The organism is Streptomyces sp. NPDC033229, assembly GCF_055576875.1.
In genome coordinates this window covers 65,400-84,167 of the sequence record NZ_JBVIQR010000018.1, presented here as the reverse complement: position 1 = coordinate 84,167, position 18,768 = coordinate 65,400, and the positions used below count along the sequence as shown (strand labels likewise).

19 protein-coding genes are annotated in these 18,768 nt (G+C 73.1%); 11 read left to right on the top strand and 8 right to left on the bottom strand.

All coding sequences use genetic code 11. The features are described 5' to 3' along the window. The first annotated feature begins 69 nt into the window (after positions 1-69). Genes ACZ53N_RS18055 through ACZ53N_RS18045 form a run of 3 tightly spaced genes read left to right on the top strand, consistent with a single transcriptional unit; the run spans position 70 to position 3,079 of the window. Positions 70-1,128, top strand: coding sequence for an ABC transporter substrate-binding protein (locus tag ACZ53N_RS18055; protein WP_469141804.1), 1,059 nt, complete (start codon positions 70-72; stop codon positions 1,126-1,128). Then, entirely contained in the window at positions 1,129-2,211 is a 1,083-nt protein-coding gene (locus ACZ53N_RS18050) for a FecCD family ABC transporter permease (protein WP_469141803.1), read from the top strand. It begins immediately after the preceding gene. 28 nt (positions 2,212-2,239) lie between these two features. Next, on the top strand, positions 2,240-3,079 hold the full coding sequence (locus ACZ53N_RS18045; RefSeq protein WP_469141802.1) for an ABC transporter ATP-binding protein: 840 nt from the start codon (positions 2,240-2,242) through the stop codon (positions 3,077-3,079). 66 nt (positions 3,080-3,145) lie between these two features. Here the strand turns inward: ACZ53N_RS18045 and ACZ53N_RS18040 are convergent, their stop codons facing one another. Both ACZ53N_RS18040 and ACZ53N_RS18035 read right to left on the bottom strand, forming a co-directional pair. Further along, entirely contained in the window at positions 3,146-4,072 is a 927-nt protein-coding gene (locus tag ACZ53N_RS18040; RefSeq protein ID WP_469141801.1) for an L-tyrosine/L-tryptophan isonitrile synthase family protein, read from the bottom strand. A gap of 8 nt (positions 4,073-4,080) precedes the next feature. Beyond that, positions 4,081-5,334, bottom strand: a complete 1,254-nt coding sequence (locus tag ACZ53N_RS18035; RefSeq protein WP_469141800.1) for a cytochrome P450 family protein — start codon at positions 5,332-5,334, stop codon at positions 4,081-4,083. A gap of 239 nt (positions 5,335-5,573) precedes the next feature. Here ACZ53N_RS18035 and ACZ53N_RS18030 point away from each other — a divergent pair, with 239 nt between their 5' ends. The 3 genes from ACZ53N_RS18030 to ACZ53N_RS18020 all read left to right on the top strand — a co-directional run bounded on the left by ACZ53N_RS18030 (position 5,574) and on the right by ACZ53N_RS18020 (position 9,024). Beyond that, positions 5,574-5,834, top strand: coding sequence for a hypothetical protein (locus ACZ53N_RS18030; RefSeq protein ID WP_469141799.1), 261 nt, complete (start codon positions 5,574-5,576; stop codon positions 5,832-5,834). A gap of 89 nt (positions 5,835-5,923) precedes the next feature. Beyond that, positions 5,924-8,518 (top strand): heavy metal translocating P-type ATPase, encoded by a 2,595-nt coding sequence (locus ACZ53N_RS18025; protein WP_469141863.1) that lies wholly within the window; start codon positions 5,924-5,926, stop codon positions 8,516-8,518. Further along, on the top strand, positions 8,518-9,024 hold the full coding sequence (locus ACZ53N_RS18020; RefSeq protein WP_469141798.1) for a copper chaperone PCu(A)C: 507 nt from the start codon (positions 8,518-8,520) through the stop codon (positions 9,022-9,024). The genes ACZ53N_RS18025 and ACZ53N_RS18020 overlap by 1 nt, the downstream gene beginning before the upstream one ends. 100 nt (positions 9,025-9,124) lie before the next feature. Here the strand turns inward: ACZ53N_RS18020 and ACZ53N_RS18015 are convergent, their stop codons facing one another. Then, a complete protein-coding gene (locus ACZ53N_RS18015) occupies positions 9,125-9,718 on the bottom strand; it encodes a sigma-70 family RNA polymerase sigma factor (protein WP_469141797.1) in 594 nt (197 codons plus the stop codon). Between the two features lie 61 nt (positions 9,719-9,779). Here ACZ53N_RS18015 and ACZ53N_RS18010 point away from each other — a divergent pair, with 61 nt between their 5' ends. Then, complete coding sequence (locus tag ACZ53N_RS18010; RefSeq protein WP_365208018.1) at positions 9,780-9,956, top strand: zf-HC2 domain-containing protein; 177 nt, start codon at positions 9,780-9,782, stop codon at positions 9,954-9,956. A gap of 174 nt (positions 9,957-10,130) precedes the next feature. On the opposite strand, the gene ACZ53N_RS18005 is transcribed toward ACZ53N_RS18010, so the two are convergent. Together ACZ53N_RS18005 and ACZ53N_RS18000 are read right to left on the bottom strand one after the other, a co-directional pair. Next, entirely contained in the window at positions 10,131-10,856 is a 726-nt protein-coding gene (locus ACZ53N_RS18005; RefSeq protein WP_469141796.1) for a hypothetical protein, read from the bottom strand. Between the two features lie 363 nt (positions 10,857-11,219). Then, a complete protein-coding gene (locus ACZ53N_RS18000; protein WP_130876787.1) occupies positions 11,220-11,459 on the bottom strand; it encodes a holin in 240 nt (79 codons plus the stop codon). Positions 11,460-11,687: 228 nt separating this feature from the next. Here ACZ53N_RS18000 and ACZ53N_RS17995 point away from each other — a divergent pair, with 228 nt between their 5' ends. The 3 genes from ACZ53N_RS17995 (at position 11,688) to ACZ53N_RS17985 (ending at position 14,820) form a co-directional block, all read left to right on the top strand. Next, complete coding sequence (locus tag ACZ53N_RS17995; protein WP_469141795.1) at positions 11,688-12,971, top strand: GAF domain-containing protein; 1,284 nt, start codon at positions 11,688-11,690, stop codon at positions 12,969-12,971. A gap of 59 nt (positions 12,972-13,030) precedes the next feature. Next, positions 13,031-14,554: an acetaldehyde dehydrogenase ExaC gene (gene exaC, locus ACZ53N_RS17990; protein ID WP_469141794.1), complete on the top strand. Its 1,524-nt coding sequence runs from the start codon at positions 13,031-13,033 to the stop codon at positions 14,552-14,554. A gap of 137 nt (positions 14,555-14,691) precedes the next feature. Next, on the top strand, positions 14,692-14,820 hold the full coding sequence (locus ACZ53N_RS17985; protein WP_469141793.1) for a hypothetical protein: 129 nt from the start codon (positions 14,692-14,694) through the stop codon (positions 14,818-14,820). A 48-nt stretch (positions 14,821-14,868) separates the two neighbouring features. Here the strand turns inward: ACZ53N_RS17985 and ACZ53N_RS17980 are convergent, their stop codons facing one another. The 3 genes from ACZ53N_RS17980 to ACZ53N_RS17970 form a co-directional block, all read right to left on the bottom strand. Beyond that, on the bottom strand, positions 14,869-16,026 hold the full coding sequence (locus tag ACZ53N_RS17980) for an oxygenase MpaB family protein (RefSeq protein ID WP_469141792.1): 1,158 nt from the start codon (positions 16,024-16,026) through the stop codon (positions 14,869-14,871). 93 nt (positions 16,027-16,119) lie between these two features. Next, complete coding sequence (locus ACZ53N_RS17975) at positions 16,120-17,175, bottom strand: polyprenyl synthetase family protein (RefSeq protein WP_469141791.1); 1,056 nt, start codon at positions 17,173-17,175, stop codon at positions 16,120-16,122. Then, positions 17,165-17,443 (bottom strand): polyprenyl synthetase, encoded by a 279-nt coding sequence (locus ACZ53N_RS17970; RefSeq protein ID WP_469141790.1) that lies wholly within the window; start codon positions 17,441-17,443, stop codon positions 17,165-17,167. The genes ACZ53N_RS17975 and ACZ53N_RS17970 overlap by 11 nt, the downstream gene beginning before the upstream one ends. Before the next feature lie 216 nt (positions 17,444-17,659). On the opposite strand from ACZ53N_RS17970, the gene ACZ53N_RS17965 reads away from it, so the two are divergent. Next, positions 17,660-18,748 carry a polyprenyl synthetase family protein gene (locus ACZ53N_RS17965; RefSeq protein WP_469141789.1) on the top strand — a complete coding sequence of 363 codons (1,089 nt, stop codon included), beginning with the start codon at positions 17,660-17,662 and terminating at the stop codon, positions 18,746-18,748. The last annotated feature ends 20 nt before the right edge of the window (positions 18,749-18,768 follow it).

Sequence of the window (18,768 nt, the reverse complement as noted above, 5' to 3'; positions counted from 1 at the left end):
CCCGCACCGGCGTGGCCCCGCGCGAGCGTTCGCGTGTACGTCTGTACGTCGAGTTCCTGGAGTTTTCTGATGCGCCCTCGTGCGTGGTGCGGTGTGCTGGCCGCGGTGGCCCTGTCGGCGACGGCTTGCGGGGGCGGTGGGTCGAAGTCCGACGACGCGGGTGCCGCGGCGAACGCCAAGGCCGGCTTCCCCGTGAGCGTCTCCGACTGCGCCGGGACGAAGACGACCTTCGAGGCCGCGCCCCAGCGGATCGTCACCAGCAACGCCGCCGCCCTGGAGCTCCTGATGTGGCTCGGCGCGGGCGACAAGGTGGCCGGGACGGGCTTCCCGCCCGGCAAGGGCACGGTGCCGCGGCAGTTCGCCGACCAGGCGGCGAAGGTGCCGGTACTGGGCAAGAAGGTGATTCCGAAGGAGAAGCTGCTGGGGTCGGGCGCCGATCTGTACGTCGACTCCTTCTCCTCGATGAAGAACATGGGCGGGATGGGCATGGCCCCGACCGCCGAGGAGTTCAAGGCCGCCGGGATCAGCCACGTCTATCTGAAGTCGACGGCGTGCGCGTCGATGAGCAAGGCCGCGCGGACGGATCTGTCGGGGGTCGAGGCCGACATCGAGGAGCTGGGCAAGGTGACCGGCACCTCGGCGCGCGCCGGTGAGCTGGTCGCCGGTATGCGGAAGAAGACGGGCGCGGTGCGTGACGCGTTGAAGGACCTGCCCGACGCGAAGCGGCCGTCGTACTTCTTCTTCGACTACGACGCCGGCACCAAGCAGCCGATGGCGGTGTGCAACCGGCAGGTCGCCAACGCGGTGATCACCCAGGCCGGGGCCCGGAACGTCTTCGCGGACTGCGCCGGTGACTTCAAGCCGGTGGACTGGGAGAGCGTCGTCGCCAAGAACCCCGACTGGATCCAGCTCGGTGTCCGCAACCGCGGCAGCGAGGAGGCGAACCGCAAGGCCTTCGACGAGGCCGCGGACTTCCTGCGCACCTTCCCGGCGACCAAGGACCTGAAGGCCGTGAAGGAGGGGCACTTCCTGCGCATCGGCTCCGAGCGGACCACGATCGGCGGGGTGCGCAGCGCGGACACCGTGCGGGAGATCGCACACACCGTCCACCCGGACCGGGTGAAGTAGATGACGGCGACCGCCGCGGTCGGGAAGGAAGCGGAAGAGCCCGTACGGGAGCGGGAGCACGGCGCGGCGGCGGCCCGGTGGGCCTGCGCGGTGCTGGCCCCCGCCCTGCTGCTCGCCCTGACCGCGTCCGTGTGCCTGGGCTCGTCGCAGGTGCCGCTCGGCGAGGTGTGGTCGGCGGTGGCCCGTGGGGTGAGCGGCGGGGATCCGGTGCCGGGCACCCAGGATCTGATCGTGTGGCAGCTGCGGGTGCCGCGCGCCCTGCTGGCCGCGGTGGTGGGCGCGGGCCTGGGCATGGTGGGCACGGCCGTCCAGGCCCTGGTCCGCAATCCGCTCGCGGACCCGTATCTGCTGGGGATCTCCAGCGGGGCCTCGCTGGGCGCGGTCGCGGCGATCGTGCTGGGGGCCGGTGCGGGCGGTCTGCTCGGGCTGGGGCTGTCCTCGGCGGCGTTCGCCGGGGCGCTCGCGTCGTTCGCCCTGGTGTGGGCGATGGCCCGGCGCGGGGGCGGGTTCTCGCCGCTGCGGCTGGTGCTGGCGGGGGTGGGCATCGGGCAGTTCCTGTCCGGCTTCACCCACTACCTGGTGTTGCAGGCCGGGGACGACCAGCAGACGCACGGGGTGCTGTTCTGGCTGATGGGCTCCCTCGGCGGCGCGCAGTGGAGCGGGCTCGCGCTGCCCGCGGCGGCGGTGCTGCTCGCTCTGGCGGCGCTGCTGGCCCGGGCCCGGGCGCTCAACGCGCTGCTGATGGGCGACGAGACCGCCGCCAGCCTGGGCGTGGAGGTGACCCGGCTGCGCCGTGAGCTGTTCGTGGTCACGAGCGTGCTCACGGGCGTGCTGGTGTCGGTGTCCGGGGCGATCGGCTTCGTCGGGTTGATGGTGCCGCACGCGTGCCGGATGGTGGTGGGCGGCGACCACCGCCGGCTGCTGCCGGTGGCCGCGCTGTTCGGTGCCGTCCTCCTGGTCGTCGTCGATCTGGTGGCCCGGACCGCGCTGCCCGACCAGGAGCTGCCGGTGGGTGTGGTCACCGCGCTGATCGGGGCGCCCACCCTGCTGTATCTGCTGGACCAGCGCCTGGAGAAGGCATGAGGGGGAACATGAGGGGACGGGGAGAACCATGAGGATCGCCATCGAGGATCTGGACGTGGCCCTGTCCGGGAGGACCGTGGTCTCCGGGGTGGGGCTGGTCGCCGAGGACGGTGAGATCGCGGGGCTCGTCGGGCCGAACGGCAGCGGCAAGTCGACCGTGCTGCGCACCGTCTACCGGCATCTGCGGCCGCACGCCGGGCGGGTGCTGCTGGGCCACGCCGACATCCGGTCGCTGACGGCCGTGGAGTCGGCCCGTCAGGTGGCGGCGCTGCCGCAGGAGCGGGGCAGCGACTTCGAGCTGTCGGTCCGGGAGATCGTCGCGATGGGCCGCACGCCCTACAAGCGGGCGTTCGCGAGCGAGGACCGCACCGACGCCGAGAAGGTCTCGGCGGCGCTGGCGCAGGTCGGCATGGCCGGGGCCGGGCGGCGGCGATTCTCCGCGCTGTCCGGCGGCGAGCGCCAGCGGGTGCTGCTGGCGCGGGCGCTCGCCCAGGACCCGAAGGTGCTGGTGCTGGACGAGCCGACGAACCATCTGGACGTGCGCCACCAGGTGGAGCTGCTGACCCTGTTGCGCGCCCAGCGCCGTACGACGCTGCTGGCGCTGCACGACCTCAACGCGGCGGCGTCGGTGTGCGACCGGCTGCACGTCCTGCACGACGGGTCGGTGGTGGCCTCGGGCACGCCGCGCGAGGTGCTGACGCCGGAGCTGCTGGCGGAGGTGTTCGGCGTCCGGGCGGCCGTGGTGGAGCACCCGCTGACCGGCGACCCGCTGATCGCCTTCGACCACCGGGCGCCGGCGGGCGCGTCCTCAATCGCCGGACGCGCTGCTGTGCTGTGCCCTCAAACGCCGGACGGGCTCGGCGGCTGAGCTCAGCCACATCAAGCCCGTCCGGCGACCCCGGACCGGGGTCCGGGGCGGAGCCCCGGAACACCCTCAGGCCACCGCGATGTAGTGGCTCGGCCGCCCGTCCCGCAGGACCAGGCGTCCGAGCCGCTCCGCGTCCGCGCGGTGCAGCAGCCGCGCCGCTCCCCCGGTCTCCCGCAGCACGGTGGTGTGCCACGGGGTGGCCCACGCGTCGGCGGCGTCGAGCAGCCGGATCCCGAACTTCGCGGCGCCCGGCCGCTGCGGGTGGATGGACAGCCGTACGGACCGCGGGTGGCAGTCCGCGATGAGGTCGCCCCAGGCGCGGCTGCGGGCGATGACGCCGTACGCGCGGGCCCGGCACTCGCGTTGCAGCGCGGAACGGGTGCCGGTGAAGCCCGCGGTGTCCTCGACGAGGAAGCGGGTGATGCCCCGGTAGAGGCGGGCGGTCTCCTCGTCGGTACGGGCCTGGGCGCGCAGCGTCTCCAGGTCGGGCGCGTAGGCGTCGGTGACGAGGGCGCGCTTGGTGTCGTAGTCCAGCTCCCCGTGCACATGGCGCAGGTCGAAGGTGTCGAGGTGGCTCAGCCGCTCCCGGCTAATGAGGGCCCGCAGCTCGTCCCCGTAGGCGTCGATGTGCGCGTCGGGGACGTTGATGAGGTCGCCGAAGATATGGCCGTCGGAGCAGATGAGCATGCGGGCGCCCGGCGCGTAGATCTCGCCGATCCGGGCGCACAGCCGGTCCAGAAAGCCGAGCGAGAGCCGTTCGCCCTCGTCGGGGAGGTGGCCGAGGACCTTGGCGGGGTTCGGGGACTTGCACGGGAAGCCGGGGAGGGTGAAGAGAACCGGCTCGCCCGCCGCGGTGAACCGGCTTATCTGGTCGAGCTGTTCGGGGTGGGCGGCCGGGTCCGGGGGGCCCGGCTGCGTCGTGCGGTGGTACGGCAGGAGGAGATCCAGGATGCGGGTCTCGACCGAGGTGCGGGTGAGGGTGCTGTTCGGCATGTGGCGCGTCATCCCCGGGGGCGAGGGCACACGGGCCGGTCGAAGGCGACAGGCAGTTCACCCACGCCCCGGCCGAGGACGGCGGGGATCCAGGCGAGGTCCTCGTCGGGGACCGCGAGGCGCAGGCCCGGCAGCCGGTGTATCAGGGTGCCGAGGGCGACCTGGAGTTCGATGCGGGCGAGGGCCGCGCCGGGGCAGAAGTGGATGCCGTGGCCGAAGGCCAGGTGCGGGCCCTGGGCGCGGTCGAGGTCGAGGGTGTCGGGGTCGGGGAACCGCTCGGGGTCACGGTTGGCGGCACAGAGGGAGACGATCACGGAGTCGCCCGCGGGGACCCGGGTGCCGTGCAGATCGGCGTCCTCGGCCAGGAACCGCCAGGTGGTCAGCTCGAAGGCACTGTCGAGACGCAGCAGTTCCTCGACGGCGTTCGGCATCAGTTCCGGCTCGGCGCGCAGCCGCTCCAGCGCTTGAGGGTGGCGGGTCAGGGCCACCAGGGCGGTGGTGATCTGGTTGGTGACGGGCTCCTGCCCGGCGACGAGCAGCTGGAAGACCATGGAGTCCAGCTCCTCCCGTGTCAGCTCGCCCTCGTCGCGGGCGGCGACCAGCCGGCTGAGGAGGTCGTCCCCGGGCTCGGCACGCTTCTCCGCGACGACCTCGGCGATGTAGCCCTGCAGACCGCGCAGCAGCGCCTCGTACGCGGGGCGGCCGGGGTCCTGGGGCCCGACGGGTGCCACGACCTTGCCCCACCCGCGCCGGAAACGGGCGGCGAGGTGCGGGGGCAGGCCGATGACCTCGGCGAGGACCTGGAAGGGGAACCGGGCGGCGAAGCAGCGGACGAGGTCGACGGTGTCGGTGTCGGTGTCAGCGGTCATCGCGTCGACGAGCGCGTCCGCCATCTCCTGGAAGCGGGGGCGCAGTTCCTCGACGCGGCGCGGTGCGAAGGCGTCCGTCACGAAGCGGCGCATGGCGGTGTGCTTCGGCGGGTCCTGGTGCAGCAGGTGCACCTGGAGTTCGGAGTGCTGTGGCTCGGGCATGATCGAGGCGTGTTCGCGCCAGCGATCGTTGCCGAGGGCGTGGTTCTTGCCGAGCCGGGGGTCGGCGAGGGTCCGCTGCGCGGCGGCGTGCCCGGTGACGAGCCAGGCGGTGACCCCGCTCGGGAAGAGCACCCGGTGGATGGGCCCGGCGGCCCGCATCCGCTCGTAGAGCGGGTAAGGGTCACGCTTGTACGCGGGTCCGTAGAGGGGGAACGGGTCGGGCAGCGGCACGGGGAGTCTCCTCGCGAAGTCGTGGACCCCAAAGAAGTCGTACGGCGGAGGGGGTGAGTTCCCGCGTCTTCGCACCGGTGCGGGAACGGGTTTTCCGGCGGGCGGGGCAAGGGCGCGCGATCCTTGGGTAGTCGGTTGCCGGGGGCCGCTGGTTCCCGGGTGCGAAAGGGATAATCCTCACGCGCCGGGGGCGGCCCGCGCGGGGCCGAACGCGGTGCGCGACGTGTCACGATGCCGCGATGACAGCACGTCACCTCCTCAGTCCGTACGGAACCCTGATCGGCTTCGTCCTGCTGCTGGCCGCCCTCTTCGGTGTCGCGTACGCGACCGGGTCGGCGGCCGGGCCCGTGGCCCCCGGCATGCACCGCACCGGCGACGGCCCGGGCGGCTCCGGCGATTCCGGTGGCTCCACCGGTGGTTCGGGCGGCGGCTCGGGCCACTCCGGCGGCATGGGCGGCATGCACGACATGGGCGCTCCGGCCGTGCGGGTGACCCGATGAGCGGTGCGGCCCGGGAGACCGGGTCCGCCACGTGGCCGCTCGGTCCGGCTCCGGCTGCCTGCGAGACCACCGAGCTGATCGTCGGCGGGATGACCTGCGCGGCGTGCGTGGGGCGGGTGGAGAAGAAGCTCGGCCGCCTGGAGGGGGTGAGTGCGAGCGTCAATCTCGCCACGGGCAAGGCCCGGGTCAGCCACCCGGCGGCGGTGACACCCGCGGAACTCGTGGCGGTGGTCGAAGGCCTGGGCTTCACCGCCCGGCTGCCGCAACCGCCCGCCGCACAGGAGGACACCCCGGCGGGAGCGGCCCCCGAGGCGGATGCCCCGGACCGGGCGGAGACGGCCGCCCGGAACCGGCTGCTGATCACGGCGCTGCTGTCCGTGCCGGTGCTGGTGCTGTCCATGGCACCGGCCCTGCAGTTCCGCAACTGGCAGTGGCTGTGCTTCGCCCTGGCCACCCCGGTCGCGGTGTGGGGCGCGTGGCCGTTCCACGACAAGGCGCTGCGCGGATTGCGGCACGCCGCCGCCACGATGGACACCCTGGTCTCCCTCGGGGTGCTCGCCTCGTACTCCTGGTCGACATACGCCCTGTTCCTCGGCGGTGCCGGGGAGCCGGGGATGCGGATGCCGTTCACCCTGCTGCCCTCGGGCTCGGGGATGAACGGTACGGCGGACGTGTATCTGGAGGCGGTGGTCGCCGTACCGCTGTTCGTGCTGGCCGGTCGCACGCTGGAGGCACGGGCGCGGCGCGGTACGGGGTCCGCGCTGCGGGCGCTCGCGTCGCTCGCGGCGAAGGACGTCGTCGTCCGGGGGGCCGACGGAGCCGAGCGGCGGGTGCCGATCGCGGAGCTGCGGGTCGGTGACCGCTTCGTTGTCCGGCCCGGTGAGCGTGTCGCGACCGACGGCGTCGTCGTGACGGGCAGCTCCGCGCTCGACCTGTCGCTGGTCACGGGTGAGAGCGCACCGGTCGAGGCGGGGCCGGGCGCCGCCGTGGTGGGCGGTGCCGTCAATTCCGGCGGTCTGCTGGAGGTGCGGGCCACGGCCGTGGGGGCGGATACCCAACTCGCCCGCATCGCCCGGCTGGTGGAGGACGCCCAGGCGGGCAAGGCCCGGGTGCAGCGACTCGCCGACGCGGTCGCGGGCGTGTTCGTCCCGGCGGTCCTGGCTGTCGCCGTCACCGTCCTCGGCTTCTGGCTCGGCGCGGGCGCGGACCCGCAGGCGGCGATCACGTCCGCGGTGGCTGTGCTCGTGGTGGCCTGCCCCTGCGCGCTGGGGCTCGCGACCCCGACCGCCCTGCTCGCCGCCACGGGCCGCGGCGCGGGCCTCGGCATTCTCGTCAGCGGACCGCAGGCGCTGGAGGGGCTGCGCCGCGTGGACACCGTCGTCCTGGACAAGACGGGCACGCTCACGACCGGTTCGATGGCGGTGACCGAGGTGACGGCCCGCGCCGACGGCATCGGTGCCGAGGCGGCTCTCCGGCTCGCTGCGGCGGCCGAGAGCGGCTCGGAGCACCCGGTGGGCCGCGCGATCCACGCGTACGCGCTGCGGACTCCGGCCGGTGAACGGGCCGTACCGCTGCCGCCCGTGGCGGACTTCAGCGCCACGGCCGGAGTGGGTGTGGCGGGTCGCGTCGAGGGACACCGGGTGGAGGTGGTCCGGCCGGACTCGGCGCGGCCGGGGAAGCGGGGGGCGAAACGGCCCGCCCAACCGTCGGAAGCGGACCTGCCGGACGCCCTCGCCGCGGCCGTGCGCGCCGCCGAGAAGGACGGCCGGACCGTCGTGCTGGTGCGGGTGGACGGCACACCCGAAGCGGTGATCGCCCTCGGCGACACCGTGCGGCCCGGCAGCTATCGCGCGGTCGATCACCTGAGGCGGCTGGGGCTGCGGCCCGTGCTGGCCACGGGCGACAGCGCGGCCGCCGCGCACGCCGTCGCGGGCGAGCTCGGCATCACCGAGGTCCACGCCCGGGCCACCCCCGAGGACAAGGCCGAGCTCGTCCGGACGCTGCGCGCCCGGGGCCACCGTGTCGCGGTCATCGGTGACGGTGTCAACGACACCGCCGCGCTGGCCGGCGCGGACCTGGGCATCGCGATGGGCAGCGGCACGGACGCGGCCATCGGCGCGGCCGATGTGACGCTGGTGCGCGAGGACATGGGCGCGCTGGCGGACGCGGTCCGGCTGGCCCGGCGCACCTCGGTGACCGTACGGGCCAATCTCGTCTGGGCCTTCGGCTACAACCTCGTCACCGTGCCGCTCGCGGTCGTCGGGCTGCTGAGCCCCATGGTCGCGGCGGCGGCGATGTCCGTCAGCTCGCTCCTGGTCGTGGGCAACAGCCTGCGGCTGCGCGGCTGGCAGCCGGCGCCCGGACGGACGTCGGCGGGGCGGACGTCGGCGGGCCGGGGGCGGGGGCCCGTACGGCCGGGTGGCCGGGCGGGGGCACGGGCGGGTGCGCCGACGCAGCGACGCGTCGGGCCGGACGGTGCCGGACGCCCCCGGACCAGCGATCCGAACGGTATCCGGGGCGAAGGTCGTGCACCGGAGGGTGGTCGTCACGACGCGGACGGCGCGAGCCGTGCCACCACCCCGGACGACGCCCGCCGCACGGGCGCGGACCTGCCGTCCCCGTCCGACGGCTCGGACCGTACGGACGGATCCGCCACCGCTACGAGCCCACGAGGTGACGCGTGATGAAGACCCCTTCCCCTCTCCTCCCCCGGCTCGTCGAGACCGCGTTCACCGCGCTCGTCCCCGTGGTCGCCTGCGCGGTGACCCTCGGCGGGCTGGTCGCGTGGACCGCGTCCGGCGAGGCGGGCCGGCCGGCGGGCGTGACCGTCGAGGAGGGGCGCGTGCTGCTCCCCTTCGGCACGGACGACACCGCCGCGTTCTTCCGGGTGCGCAACGACGGTGACCTGGACGACGAACTGATCGGCGTCGAGGCGCCGACGGCGGGCGGTCGCGCGATGCTGAGCCGGACCGTGGTCAGGAACGGCGCGGGCTCGATGGGGATGGTCGAGGCCGCGACCGTTCCGGCGCGGGGCACGCTGGAGATGTCCCCGCACGATCTGGACGTCATGGTGAGCGCCCCGCCGCGGGGCTTGCGCGTCGGCGACCGCGTCCCGTTCGTCCTGCGGTTCCGCCAGAGCGGCACCGTACGGGCGGAGGCCGTGGTCGTCCGCCCGGGGACGGGAAACTGAGCCGGACGGACCGCGCGGGCCGCAGGTCGCGGGGGCATTACCCCGGCGACCCGCGGCCCGCGCGGTGTCGGTGGTACGGCGCGGTGCGCGCCGAGTGCCGCTACCCGGCCAGTGCCGGGACGCGCGCCGCAGGTATGCGCGCCGCGTCCCGCTCGGCCGTCTCCAACTGGCCGATCAGCGCCTCGCGCGCCCGCGCCACGCGCGAGCGCACCGTACCGACCGGGCAGCCGGCCACGGCCGCGGCCTCGGCGTACGGCAGCCCCAGCAACTGGGTCAGGACGAACGCCTCGCGACGCTCGTACGGCAGCCGGTCGAGGAGCTGCGAGAGCGCCACCCCCTCGTCGAAGCCGGGCAGCTCCGCGGACTGGGTGCGCTCGGCGGCGCTCTGCCAGTCGTCGGTGTCCGACAGCCGGGGGCGGGCCGCGTTGAAGCGGAGCCGGTCCGCGACCGTGCGGCGGGCGATGGACAGCAGCCAGGTGCGGGCCGAGGAGCGGCCTTCAAAACGCGGCAGTCCGCGCAGGGCCCGCAGATACGTCTCCTGGACGAGGTCGTCCGCGCCCTGCGGGTCGTTGCTCAGCCGGGCCACGTACCGCCGGACATCGCTCTGGGTGGCGCGGATGAAGCGCTCCACCGCGTCGGCGTCACCACCGCGCGCGGCCAGCGCCCACGCGGTCACCGTCTCGTCGTCACGCACAGCGGCCCCCCGCACGGGGGGTGGTGCGCCGGGCGCCGGCGCCGCCGGGGACGATGGCGGGGTGCATTGCGTTGAGTTTCGTACCGCTGTATCCGCCCGGGTGGACGGCGAGGAGCTGCCTGCGGGCATCTGCGACGCCACGCTCGACTCGCATCTGCGGGGGTGTGCCGAGTGCTGCCACTGGGAGGAGCGGGCGCGCCGGCTCAAGCTGCTGACGGCGGCTTTCGACCTCGGCTGAGGAAACGGCGTGTCCTGCGTGTACTGAGGGGAGCGAAGGGGGGATGTGCCGTCGTGGCACGTCCGGTGTGCGGGCAGGGGTCATCGCCCTGGGTCCTTCCTGGGAATCCGGGCGCGCGACGGCTACGCGTCGGCGGGGCGCCCGGTGACGTGGTTCGGCCTCGGGTTGTCGCCGTCAGCTGACGGCGACACCGGCCGGTGGACCACGTGTGGCCAGGACATGGGCGTACAGCAGTTGCCGCAGGCGCTGCGCCGCGCGCGTACGATCGGCGCGGATGCGCGGCGGCCGGGAGCACGGCGGTACGTCTCGGAAGAGGACGAGGAGCGGCGCGAAGAGCCGGGCGCCGAGGGTACGGCCGAGCCGGAACGCGGCCTGCTCACCGCCGGACAGCCAGATGCCGCAGACGATGGCGACGAGGACGTGCGCGGACCACATGCCGAGGGCGCCGTGGCCGGCGTGCATGGCCATCCCGTCCATCGGCATCCCGCCCATGGACCCGCCCATGGAATCCATCGAGTGGCCGGCGGGCATGGGCATCGCATGACCGCCCATGGACATGGACGTGCCGGGCCCCGACATGCCGGGCATGCCGTCACCGCCCGCGCGGGCGGCCGCGTCGAGGGCGACATTGCGCGCGACGTTCTGGGCGAGCGTGAAGAACGAGTGCAGCCCCGTCTGCGCGCCCACGGTGGCGAGGGTGATCAGCACCGGACCCCGCTCGCGCCCCGCCAGGAACCACGCCCCGCTGCCCGTACCGCACAGCGCGACGGCCACGGCCCACCAAGGGACGTGCGTCCCGGACATGACCGCGTGCCCCAGGGCAGCGAGCAGCACACAGACCGCTGCGAACACGGCGGCTCGCAGCGTCCGCGGTACCTGACCGGACTGCCCTGCACTCATGACGTGCACATCGTTGCACCCGTCGCGCGCGGCGCGACGGCGGGGTGCGTCATGACGCCCCGGAGAGCCGCCCGCTCGGGCGCACGGCTCCGCCCCGTACCGTCCGCCCGGCGGTACGGGGCGGTGGGCCGCCGGCTCGGGGGGACGACCGGCAGCCCCGTCCCGTCGCTCCATTGGGACTCGCAGCAATGAGTCAACCGTGTCCGGGCCGGGCGCGGGAGCGTGTGTGGGGGGTGGGCGTGGGTGCGTCACGCACACCCCGTGTGAACGGCCGCGTTCCGCTCGACTTTCGGCGTCAGCGTCTGCCAGGCGTCATGGTCTACCAGGCGGTCAGCGCCTGTCGGGCGTCACGTCTGCCGGGGGTCAGCGTCTGCCGGGCGCGCCGTCGCCGGCCGGCAGCCAGGCGGCGCTGGACCTGTCACCGAAGCGGCCCCCGATGGCTCCCTTGATCACGGAGAGGGCGGCGGGTATCGAGGCGATGGCGGCGGCCTTGAGGGCCGATATGTCCGTGAGGTCGAACCCGTCGGCCAGGAGGAGGCCGAGGAAGGTGGTCACGTAGGCCGCGAGGGTGCGTTCGGCGATGTCGGCGATTAATTTGCGCATGGGCGTGCTCCCGTTTCTGGTGGGGGTTCTGGGGGCCGGAGTGGCCGGAGTGGCCGGAGTTTTCGGCGCCTCCGGCGTTTCCGGAGGAGATTCTTCGGGGGGTGAGGTGCGAAACACCTCCTGGGCTTGTTCTCGCCGTTCCGGGCCGCCGGGAAACCGGGGAAGGCGGCTTACGGCGGTATGGTCGGCGCCGACCTCCGGGTGGGCGGCCGGGGCAGGAGGGTCCACGTGGTCAACCCATGGCTGGCGTTGGCGTCGGGTGCGGATCCCGTCGAGCGGTGCGCGCTGGTCAGGAGCGCGCACGAGGACTTCACGGCCGGGGGTTCGCTGAACGACCGGGTCCGCCGGGTGGTCGCCGACTCCTGGCGGCGCTCCGCCGCGGTGCTGCCCGGACCGGAGTTCGTCACACCGGTGGAGATGACGGACGCCGAGCTGGCGGGATACCGCGGGGCGCATCCGCTGGCGCTCGCGATGCCGCTCGTCCGCGAGCTGCTCGGTTCGATCGCCGATGACGGGCGGCATCTGCTCGCGGTCTGCGACGCGTCGGGCCGGATGCTGTGGGTGGAGGGTCACCGGGGCGTCCGGGACCGGGCCGAGGCCATGAACTTCGTCCCCGGGGCCCGCTGGGACGAGCGGCACGCGGGCACGAACGCGCCGGGCACGGCCCTCGCCCTGGACCACGCGGTGCAGATCTTCGCCACCGAGCACTACAACCGGCTCGTCCAGCCGTGGACCTGCGCCGCCGCCCCGGTGCACGACCCGCGCACCGGACGGCTGCTCGGGGCGATCGACATCACCGGCGGCGACCACCTGGCGGCCCCGCACAGCCTGGCGCTGGTCCAGGCGACGGCACGGGCCGCCGAGGCGCAGCTGGCGGCGCCGACCCCCGCGCCCGGGCTCGCCCTGTCGGCACTGGGCCGGGACGAGGCCCTGCTGGTGGCGGACGGGCGCCGGTCACGGCTGGGCCGACGGCACAGCGAGATCCTGGTCCTGCTGGCCGGCCACCCCGACGGTCTGACGGGCGACCAGCTGTCGGTCGCGCTGTACGGCGAGCGCCCGGTGCCGACGGTGACCCTGCGGGCGGAGCTGTCGCGGTTGCGGCGGCTGGTGGGCCCGCTGCTCGCCTCCCGCCCGTACCGTCTGTACGGGCCGGTGGAGACGGATGCCGCGCGGGTCGAGCGCGAGCTGGCGGCGGGTGACCTCCGCGCGGCCGTCCGCGCGTACGACGGCCCTCTGCTGCCGGCGTCGGAGGCTCCGGGGATCCGTCGGATGCGACGCCTGTTGGAGGACCGGCTGCGGCGCGCGGTCCTGGGCGGCGGGGACGCGGCCGCGCTCCAGTTGTGGGCCGACAGCCCGTGGGGCGAGGAGGACCTGGAGGTGTGGGAGCGGCTGTTGGCCGCGCTGCCGGTGAGCGCGCCGCAGCGGGGTGCGGTGGCGACGCGGGCACGCCGGCTGCGCGAGGCGTACACCCCCGGCGCGGAGGCAACGTTCGGGCAACCTCCCCGGCACTAGCTTCCTGCCGGTCGCCGCCCGCGTCGGGAGCGGGCGGCAGCGAACCGGAAGGCCGCCCCATGACCCGCTACGCCAACCCCGGATCCCCCGAGGCGATCGTCTCCTACCGCCCCCGGTACGACCACTGGATCGGCGGCGAGTACGTACCGCCCAAGCAGGGCCGGTACTTCGAGAACCCGACCCCGGTCAACGGACAGCCGTTCACCGAGATCGCGCGCGGTACGGCCGAGGACGTCGAGCGGGCCCTGGACGCGGCCCACGCGGCCGCCCCCGCCTGGGGCCGCACCTCCCCCGCCGAACGCGCCCTCCTCCTGAACCGCATAGCCGACCGTATGGAGAGCAACCTCGAACTCCTCGCGGTCGCGGAGTCCTGGGAGAACGGCAAACCGGTCCGCGAGACCCTCGCCGCCGACATCCCGCTCGCCATCGACCACTTCCGCTACTTCGCGGGCGCGATCCGCGCCCAGGAGGGCGGCCTCTCCGAGATCGACGAGGACACGGTCGCCTACCACTTCCACGAGCCGCTCGGCGTGGTTGCCCAGATCATCCCCTGGAACTTCCCCATCCTGATGGCCGCGTGGAAGCTGGCCCCGGCCCTGGCCACGGGCAACGCCGTCGTCCTGAAGCCCGCGGAGCAGACCCCGGCGTCGATCCACGTCTGGCTGGACCTGGTGGCCGACCTGCTGCCGCCGGGCGTGGTGAACATCGTCAACGGCTTCGGCGTCGAGGCCGGCAAACCACTCGCCTCCAGCCCCCGCGTCGCGAAGATCTCCTTCACCGGCGAGACGACGACGGGCCGCCTGATCATGCAGTACGCGTCGGAGAACATCATTCCGGTGACCCTCGAACTGGGCGGCAAGAGCCCTAACATCTTCTTCGACGACGTCTCGGCCGCCGACGACGACTTCCTCGACAAGGCCCTCGAGGGCTTCACGATGTTCGCCCTCAACCAGGGCGAGGTCTGCACCTGCCCCTCCCGCGCCCTGATCCAGCGAGGCCACTACGCCGCCTTCCTGGAAGCGGCCACGGCCCGCACCGAGCAGATCCTCCCGGGCCACCCCCTGGACACCGACACGATGATCGGCGCCCAGGCCTCCAACGACCAGTTGGAGAAGATCCTGTCCTACCTCGACACAGGCCGCCAGGAAGGCGCCCGCACCCTCACGGGCGGCGCCCGAGCCGAGCTGGGCGGCGAACTCGAGGGCGGCTACTACGTCCAGCCCACCATCTTCGAGGGCGACAACCGCATGCGGGTCTTCCAGGAAGAGATCTTCGGCCCGGTGGTGGCGGTGGCCCCCTTCACCGACTTCGACGACGCGATCGCCACGGCCAACGACACCCTCTACGGCCTGGGCGCCGGCGTCTGGACCCGCAACGGCACCACGGCCTACCGAGCGGGCCGAGCCATCCAGGCCGGCCGCGTCTGGACCAACTGCTACCACGCCTACCCGGCCCACGCCGCCTTCGGCGGCTACAAACAGTCGGGCATCGGGCGGGAGAACCACCGGATGATGCTGGACCACTACCAGCAGACTAAGAATCTCCTGGTCTCGTACTCGCCGAAGAAGCTCGGATTCTTCTAGACGCACCAAAAAGGGCGCCTGACCTAGGCTTTCACCCGTCAGGCGCCCATTGAAGCGTCAATCCAGCAGGGCCGGGATTGCCGGCACACCACCCTGCGCACCACGCTGCACCCACCCGGCACCACAACAACCGCCGAATGACATCAGAATTCACCGTCGTGGATCACGTCCACACCTCCGTGGTCGTTGCCGGCATGCTCTGCGCACTCGGCGCGATCCTGGCCGCCGTGGGCGTGAGGCGCTCGCGGGACACCGATCGGCACTGAACGGGCCGACGGCACGCCTGACCGCCTCGCGCCGTTCCGGCTGCTTCGTCACACGGTCGCGGCAGGCGGAGTCCACCGCCGGGCGTGGGGAACCGCGCTGGAGACGCCGTAGTCCTTCCTGAGCTCTTCGGGGATGGCGTAGTGCATGACGCGTCCGCGAGTGAGGGAGGACAGCTCGAAGACGGTGGTGAGGTGGCCCAGGCGGTCCAGGGCCCAGGCGCCGAGCGGGGAGCGGTCCTCGATGGTCTCCAGGACGCCGAGGAGGTGGGGTACGGCCTTGACGACGGTGTCCCAGGACGTACGGGGGACTCGGAGCCAGTCGGCGCACGTGCCGCCGACGAGGTGGCGGATGAGGGCGGACACGATCGGGTCGAAGAAGGTGCCGGGCACGACCTCCTCGTAGAGAGCGATCAGTTGCCGGGTCAGGTGCTCGCCCTCCTCGGACGGTCCCATGTGCCGGATCATGTACAGGTCGAGGAAGCAGCGGGCTTCGCCGAGGGACTTGGGGACGGCGTCCTGGTCGACGCCGAGCATGGCGCCGACGACGCGCCAGGCGTAGTAGTAGGCCTCCGCGCCTTCCTGCGACATGTGGACGCCGAGGCGGTGCAGGCTGTCCAGGACGAGCAGGGAGAAGAACATCTGCCCGCCGATCATGTCCTCCTGACAGATCGGCGTCCCGTACGAGTCGGTGTCCCAGCGGTTCTCACGCGTAAGGTGGTGGCGGATGGAGGCGTGCAGCAGGCGGACCTTCTGGGCCGCCGGGATGAAGCGGCTGCCGGCCTCGAAGGCGTCGGGCCGCATCAGGTAGACGGTGAACTGGCCGGTCTCCGCCATCCGTTTGGAGGGGTACTTCAGCCCGTGGGCGGCCGACAGCAGCTTCGCCACATGCGGGACGACGTAGCAGGCGGGCATGGAGGCGAAGGACAGCGCGGTGGAGATGTGCACGTTGTTGTCGATGAAGAACAGCCGCGCCTTCTCCATCTCTCCCCAGTCGATCCAGGCCGGCGGGGCACTCGTGGCCTGGAGGTAATCCCGGGCGACGGCGGGCAGCCCCTCGGGCAGAGGAGTGCCGGCGGTGGAGACGTAGCGCATCAGCGTGTTGAACTTGCCCACCTCGCCACGTTCGAACAGGGCGGCTACCGTGGCGTCGGCGAGTTCGTCGCCTGACTGCCGCAGTGCGTCCATCGCTGTCTCGGTGTAGGTCATGGCCTGGGTCCTTGTCCTTCACAGGGTGGTCCACGGCACCGGAAGGGCCGAGGACGGTACGGGACGGCGGACTGGGTGCGACGGTGGTGACGGTCAGGAGGTGCGGACCGTCGCCGAGCGGGCCAGCGAGGCCAGGGCAGCGGCGGCGTGTGCGGGTACGTCCAGCTCGTGCAGCGCGTCGAGGGCTTCCTCGACCCGTACGGTGATCATGTCCTCGATGCGGTCGGGGGTCTTGAGCCTGCGCATCACTTCGCGCACCGCGGGCAGGGCGTTTCCCTCCGGGTCGCGTCGTCCGAGCAGGGCGCGGAGTCGCTCGCGGTCCTCTGCTCCGGCGATGCGCCAGGTCTCGGCCAGCAGTGCCGTGGGCCGGTGGCCGCGTACGTCGTCGGCACTCGCCTTGCCGGTACGGTGTGGGTCCCCGAACAGGCCGAGCAGGTCGTCCCGTAGCTGGAATGCCTCGCCCAGCGGCAGTCCATAAGCGGAATAGCCCTCGCGCAGCCGCTTGCCGGCACCGGCCAGGGCGCCGCCGATCAGCAGGGGATGCTCGACGGTGTACTTGGCGGTCTTGTACCGGATCACTTTCAGCGACGCCGCGGTATCCGGTTCGGATCCGGTGTGCAGGATCTCCAGGCACTCACCCGCGATCAGCTCGCGCGCCAGTACCGCCCACAAGGGACGGGCCCGGGCCAGGTAGGCGGCGGGCAGGCCGCTGGTGGTGAACAGCTGCCCGGCCAGCCCCATCAGCAGGTCGCCCACCAGCATCGCCAGCGACCTGGCGGCGGTGACGGACCGCGGACGACGGCGTACGGCACCGCGCAGGGCGATGTGCGCGGTAGGCCGGCCGTGCCGGAGCGCGCTGTCGTCGATGAGATCGTCGTGCACAACCGCGGCGGCATGCACGAGCTCCATGGAGGCCGCCGCCCGCACCAGCGCGTCACTGTCCGGCTGGCCCACCGCGCGCCAGCCCCAGTAACAAAGCGCCGCCCGCAGCCGCTTACCGTCCCGGACCGCCGCCAGAAGCTGCTCGGCCACCGGGCCCAGCGCCGGATCGATCGCGGCGAACCGCTCTGCCTCCTCGGCGACGAAGGCGTGGAGCACCTCGTCGACGCGGCTCTTGAACGCGGCCGGCTCCCACCGGTCAGACGTCATGGGCAGCCCGCCGAGCCATCGCGTGCCGGGCGAGGATCTCCAGATGCGCCGGAGGCACGGCCGCGTACCGGTCCAGCACCAGACGCCCTCGCGCTATCAGATCGTGTTCGGCAGCCGCCGCCAGCTCCGCCGTGTCCGAGCGGCGCAGCAGCCCCCGCACCGTCCCCAGAGCCGTACACACCGAGCTCACCGCCAGATCGGCCAGCCCGGCCACCAGTAAGACCGCCTGCTCCTCCAGGCCCCCGCGTCGTCCGGATTCTCTCGTCATGTCATGGCCCGCCCCCAAGCCGACCCGGTCGGCACCGGTTGAACGCCGTTCCTCCCATCATCCCGGCACACCGGACGCGAAAGGGGACAATGCACGATCGGATGACCACCTCGCCCGGACATACGGTTCGGATGCCGAACCCCGTGCCGCCGCTCCTGCCGAGCTTCCGCTCATCGGCCGACGGCACCGCTCCCCTGACCAGGAAGAATGACCGCCATGAACAACAAGCTCACCACCGCGGCCCTCACCCGCCTCGCAGCACACCAGCAGCGGTTCGACGGCCGTTTCGCGGCGTACTTCGACACGCTGGCGGCGGACGTCGGGGCGCCGCCGGTGAGCCAGTTCACCCCACGGGCCCTCGAACTCCTCCGCGACCTCTCCCTGCGCGGCGGAAAACGGCTGCGGGTGGCACTGTTGCACGAAGGAGCGCGGCTGGTGACCCCGGACGACGACGTTCCGGGACTGGCGGAGGCGGCGTTGAGCATCGAACTGCTCCAGACGCACGGACTCGTCCACGACGACATCATCGACGACGCGGCGACGCGCCGCGGCGGACCGTCCACGTACTACGCCTACCGCCGCGACTTCCCGGAGCACGAGCGGACCGCCCTGGGCCTGGCCCTGCTCGCCGGGGATCTGGCTGCCTTCCTGTCCGTCCGGGTGCTCCTGGACGCGCCGGTTCCGGCGGAACTGCGGCAGGCACTGCTGGACGTGCAGACGCGCGCGGCGGCGGACACGGTCGTCGGCCAGGTCATGGACCTCGAACGCGACTTCCTCCCCCGGCCCGGCGCCGGCGCTCTCCTGGACACCGTCACCGACTACAAGAGCACGCGTTACTCGATCCTCGCGCCCCTGCGGATGGGCCTGCTCGTCGCGGGCGAGAACCTCCCGGCACACGACGAACGGCTGCGCCGCTACGCGGCCCCCGTCGGCGTCCTCGGACAGCTCCGCGACGACTACCTGGACCTCTTCGGAGACGAGGAGGTAGTCGGCAAGCCCTCCGGCTCCGACCTCCGCGCGGGACGCCGCAGTTACGTGCTGAACGCGACGCTGGCGGCGGCCACCGGGCCGGAACGGGAGGTCGTCGAACAGGCCCTGGGCGACCCGGACTGCCCGCCCGCGACCGTCGACCGCGTCCGCGACATCGCCCACCGCCACGGCGTCGACGACCGCGTCCGCGCGGACCTGTGCCGACTCGCCGAGACGGCCTCCGCCGAGGCCGCCGGCTGGCGGCCGTGGTGGCGGGCGGAGGCCGTGGAGTTCTTCGAGCACCTGCCGCTGTGGGCGGCGGAACGAGCCCTCTGAGCACCCGCGGTCCATCCCAC

Excerpts from the sequence above, each read along its gene's own strand:
- ACZ53N_RS18050 (WP_469141803.1), top strand. The coding sequence starts at position 1,129 with ATGACGGCGACCGCCGCGGTCGGGAAGGAAGCGGAAGAGCCCGTACGG.
- ACZ53N_RS18020 (WP_469141798.1), top strand. The coding sequence starts at position 8,518 with ATGAAGACCCCTTCCCCTCTCCTCCCCCGGCTCGTCGAGACCGCGTTC.
- ACZ53N_RS18025 (WP_469141863.1), top strand. The coding sequence starts at position 5,924 with ATGACCTGCGCGGCGTGCGTGGGGCGGGTGGAGAAGAAGCTCGGCCGC.
- ACZ53N_RS18030 (WP_469141799.1), top strand. The coding sequence starts at position 5,574 with ATGACAGCACGTCACCTCCTCAGTCCGTACGGAACCCTGATCGGCTTC.
- ACZ53N_RS17980 (WP_469141792.1), bottom strand. The coding sequence starts at position 16,026 with ATGACCTACACCGAGACAGCGATGGACGCACTGCGGCAGTCAGGCGAC.
- ACZ53N_RS18045 (WP_469141802.1), top strand. The coding sequence starts at position 2,240 with ATGAGGATCGCCATCGAGGATCTGGACGTGGCCCTGTCCGGGAGGACC.
- ACZ53N_RS17970 (WP_469141790.1), bottom strand. The coding sequence starts at position 17,443 with ATGACGAGAGAATCCGGACGACGCGGGGGCCTGGAGGAGCAGGCGGTC.
- ACZ53N_RS18000 (WP_130876787.1), bottom strand. The coding sequence starts at position 11,459 with ATGCGCAAATTAATCGCCGACATCGCCGAACGCACCCTCGCGGCCTAC.
- ACZ53N_RS17965 (WP_469141789.1), top strand. The coding sequence starts at position 17,660 with ATGAACAACAAGCTCACCACCGCGGCCCTCACCCGCCTCGCAGCACAC.
- ACZ53N_RS17985 (WP_469141793.1), top strand. The coding sequence starts at position 14,692 with ATGACATCAGAATTCACCGTCGTGGATCACGTCCACACCTCCGTGGTC.
- ACZ53N_RS18040 (WP_469141801.1), bottom strand. The coding sequence starts at position 4,072 with ATGCCGAACAGCACCCTCACCCGCACCTCGGTCGAGACCCGCATCCTG.
- ACZ53N_RS17975 (WP_469141791.1), bottom strand. The coding sequence starts at position 17,175 with ATGACGTCTGACCGGTGGGAGCCGGCCGCGTTCAAGAGCCGCGTCGAC.
- exaC (WP_469141794.1), top strand. The coding sequence starts at position 13,031 with ATGACCCGCTACGCCAACCCCGGATCCCCCGAGGCGATCGTCTCCTAC.
- ACZ53N_RS18055 (WP_469141804.1), top strand. The coding sequence starts at position 70 with ATGCGCCCTCGTGCGTGGTGCGGTGTGCTGGCCGCGGTGGCCCTGTCG.
- ACZ53N_RS18005 (WP_469141796.1), bottom strand. The coding sequence starts at position 10,856 with ATGAGTGCAGGGCAGTCCGGTCAGGTACCGCGGACGCTGCGAGCCGCC.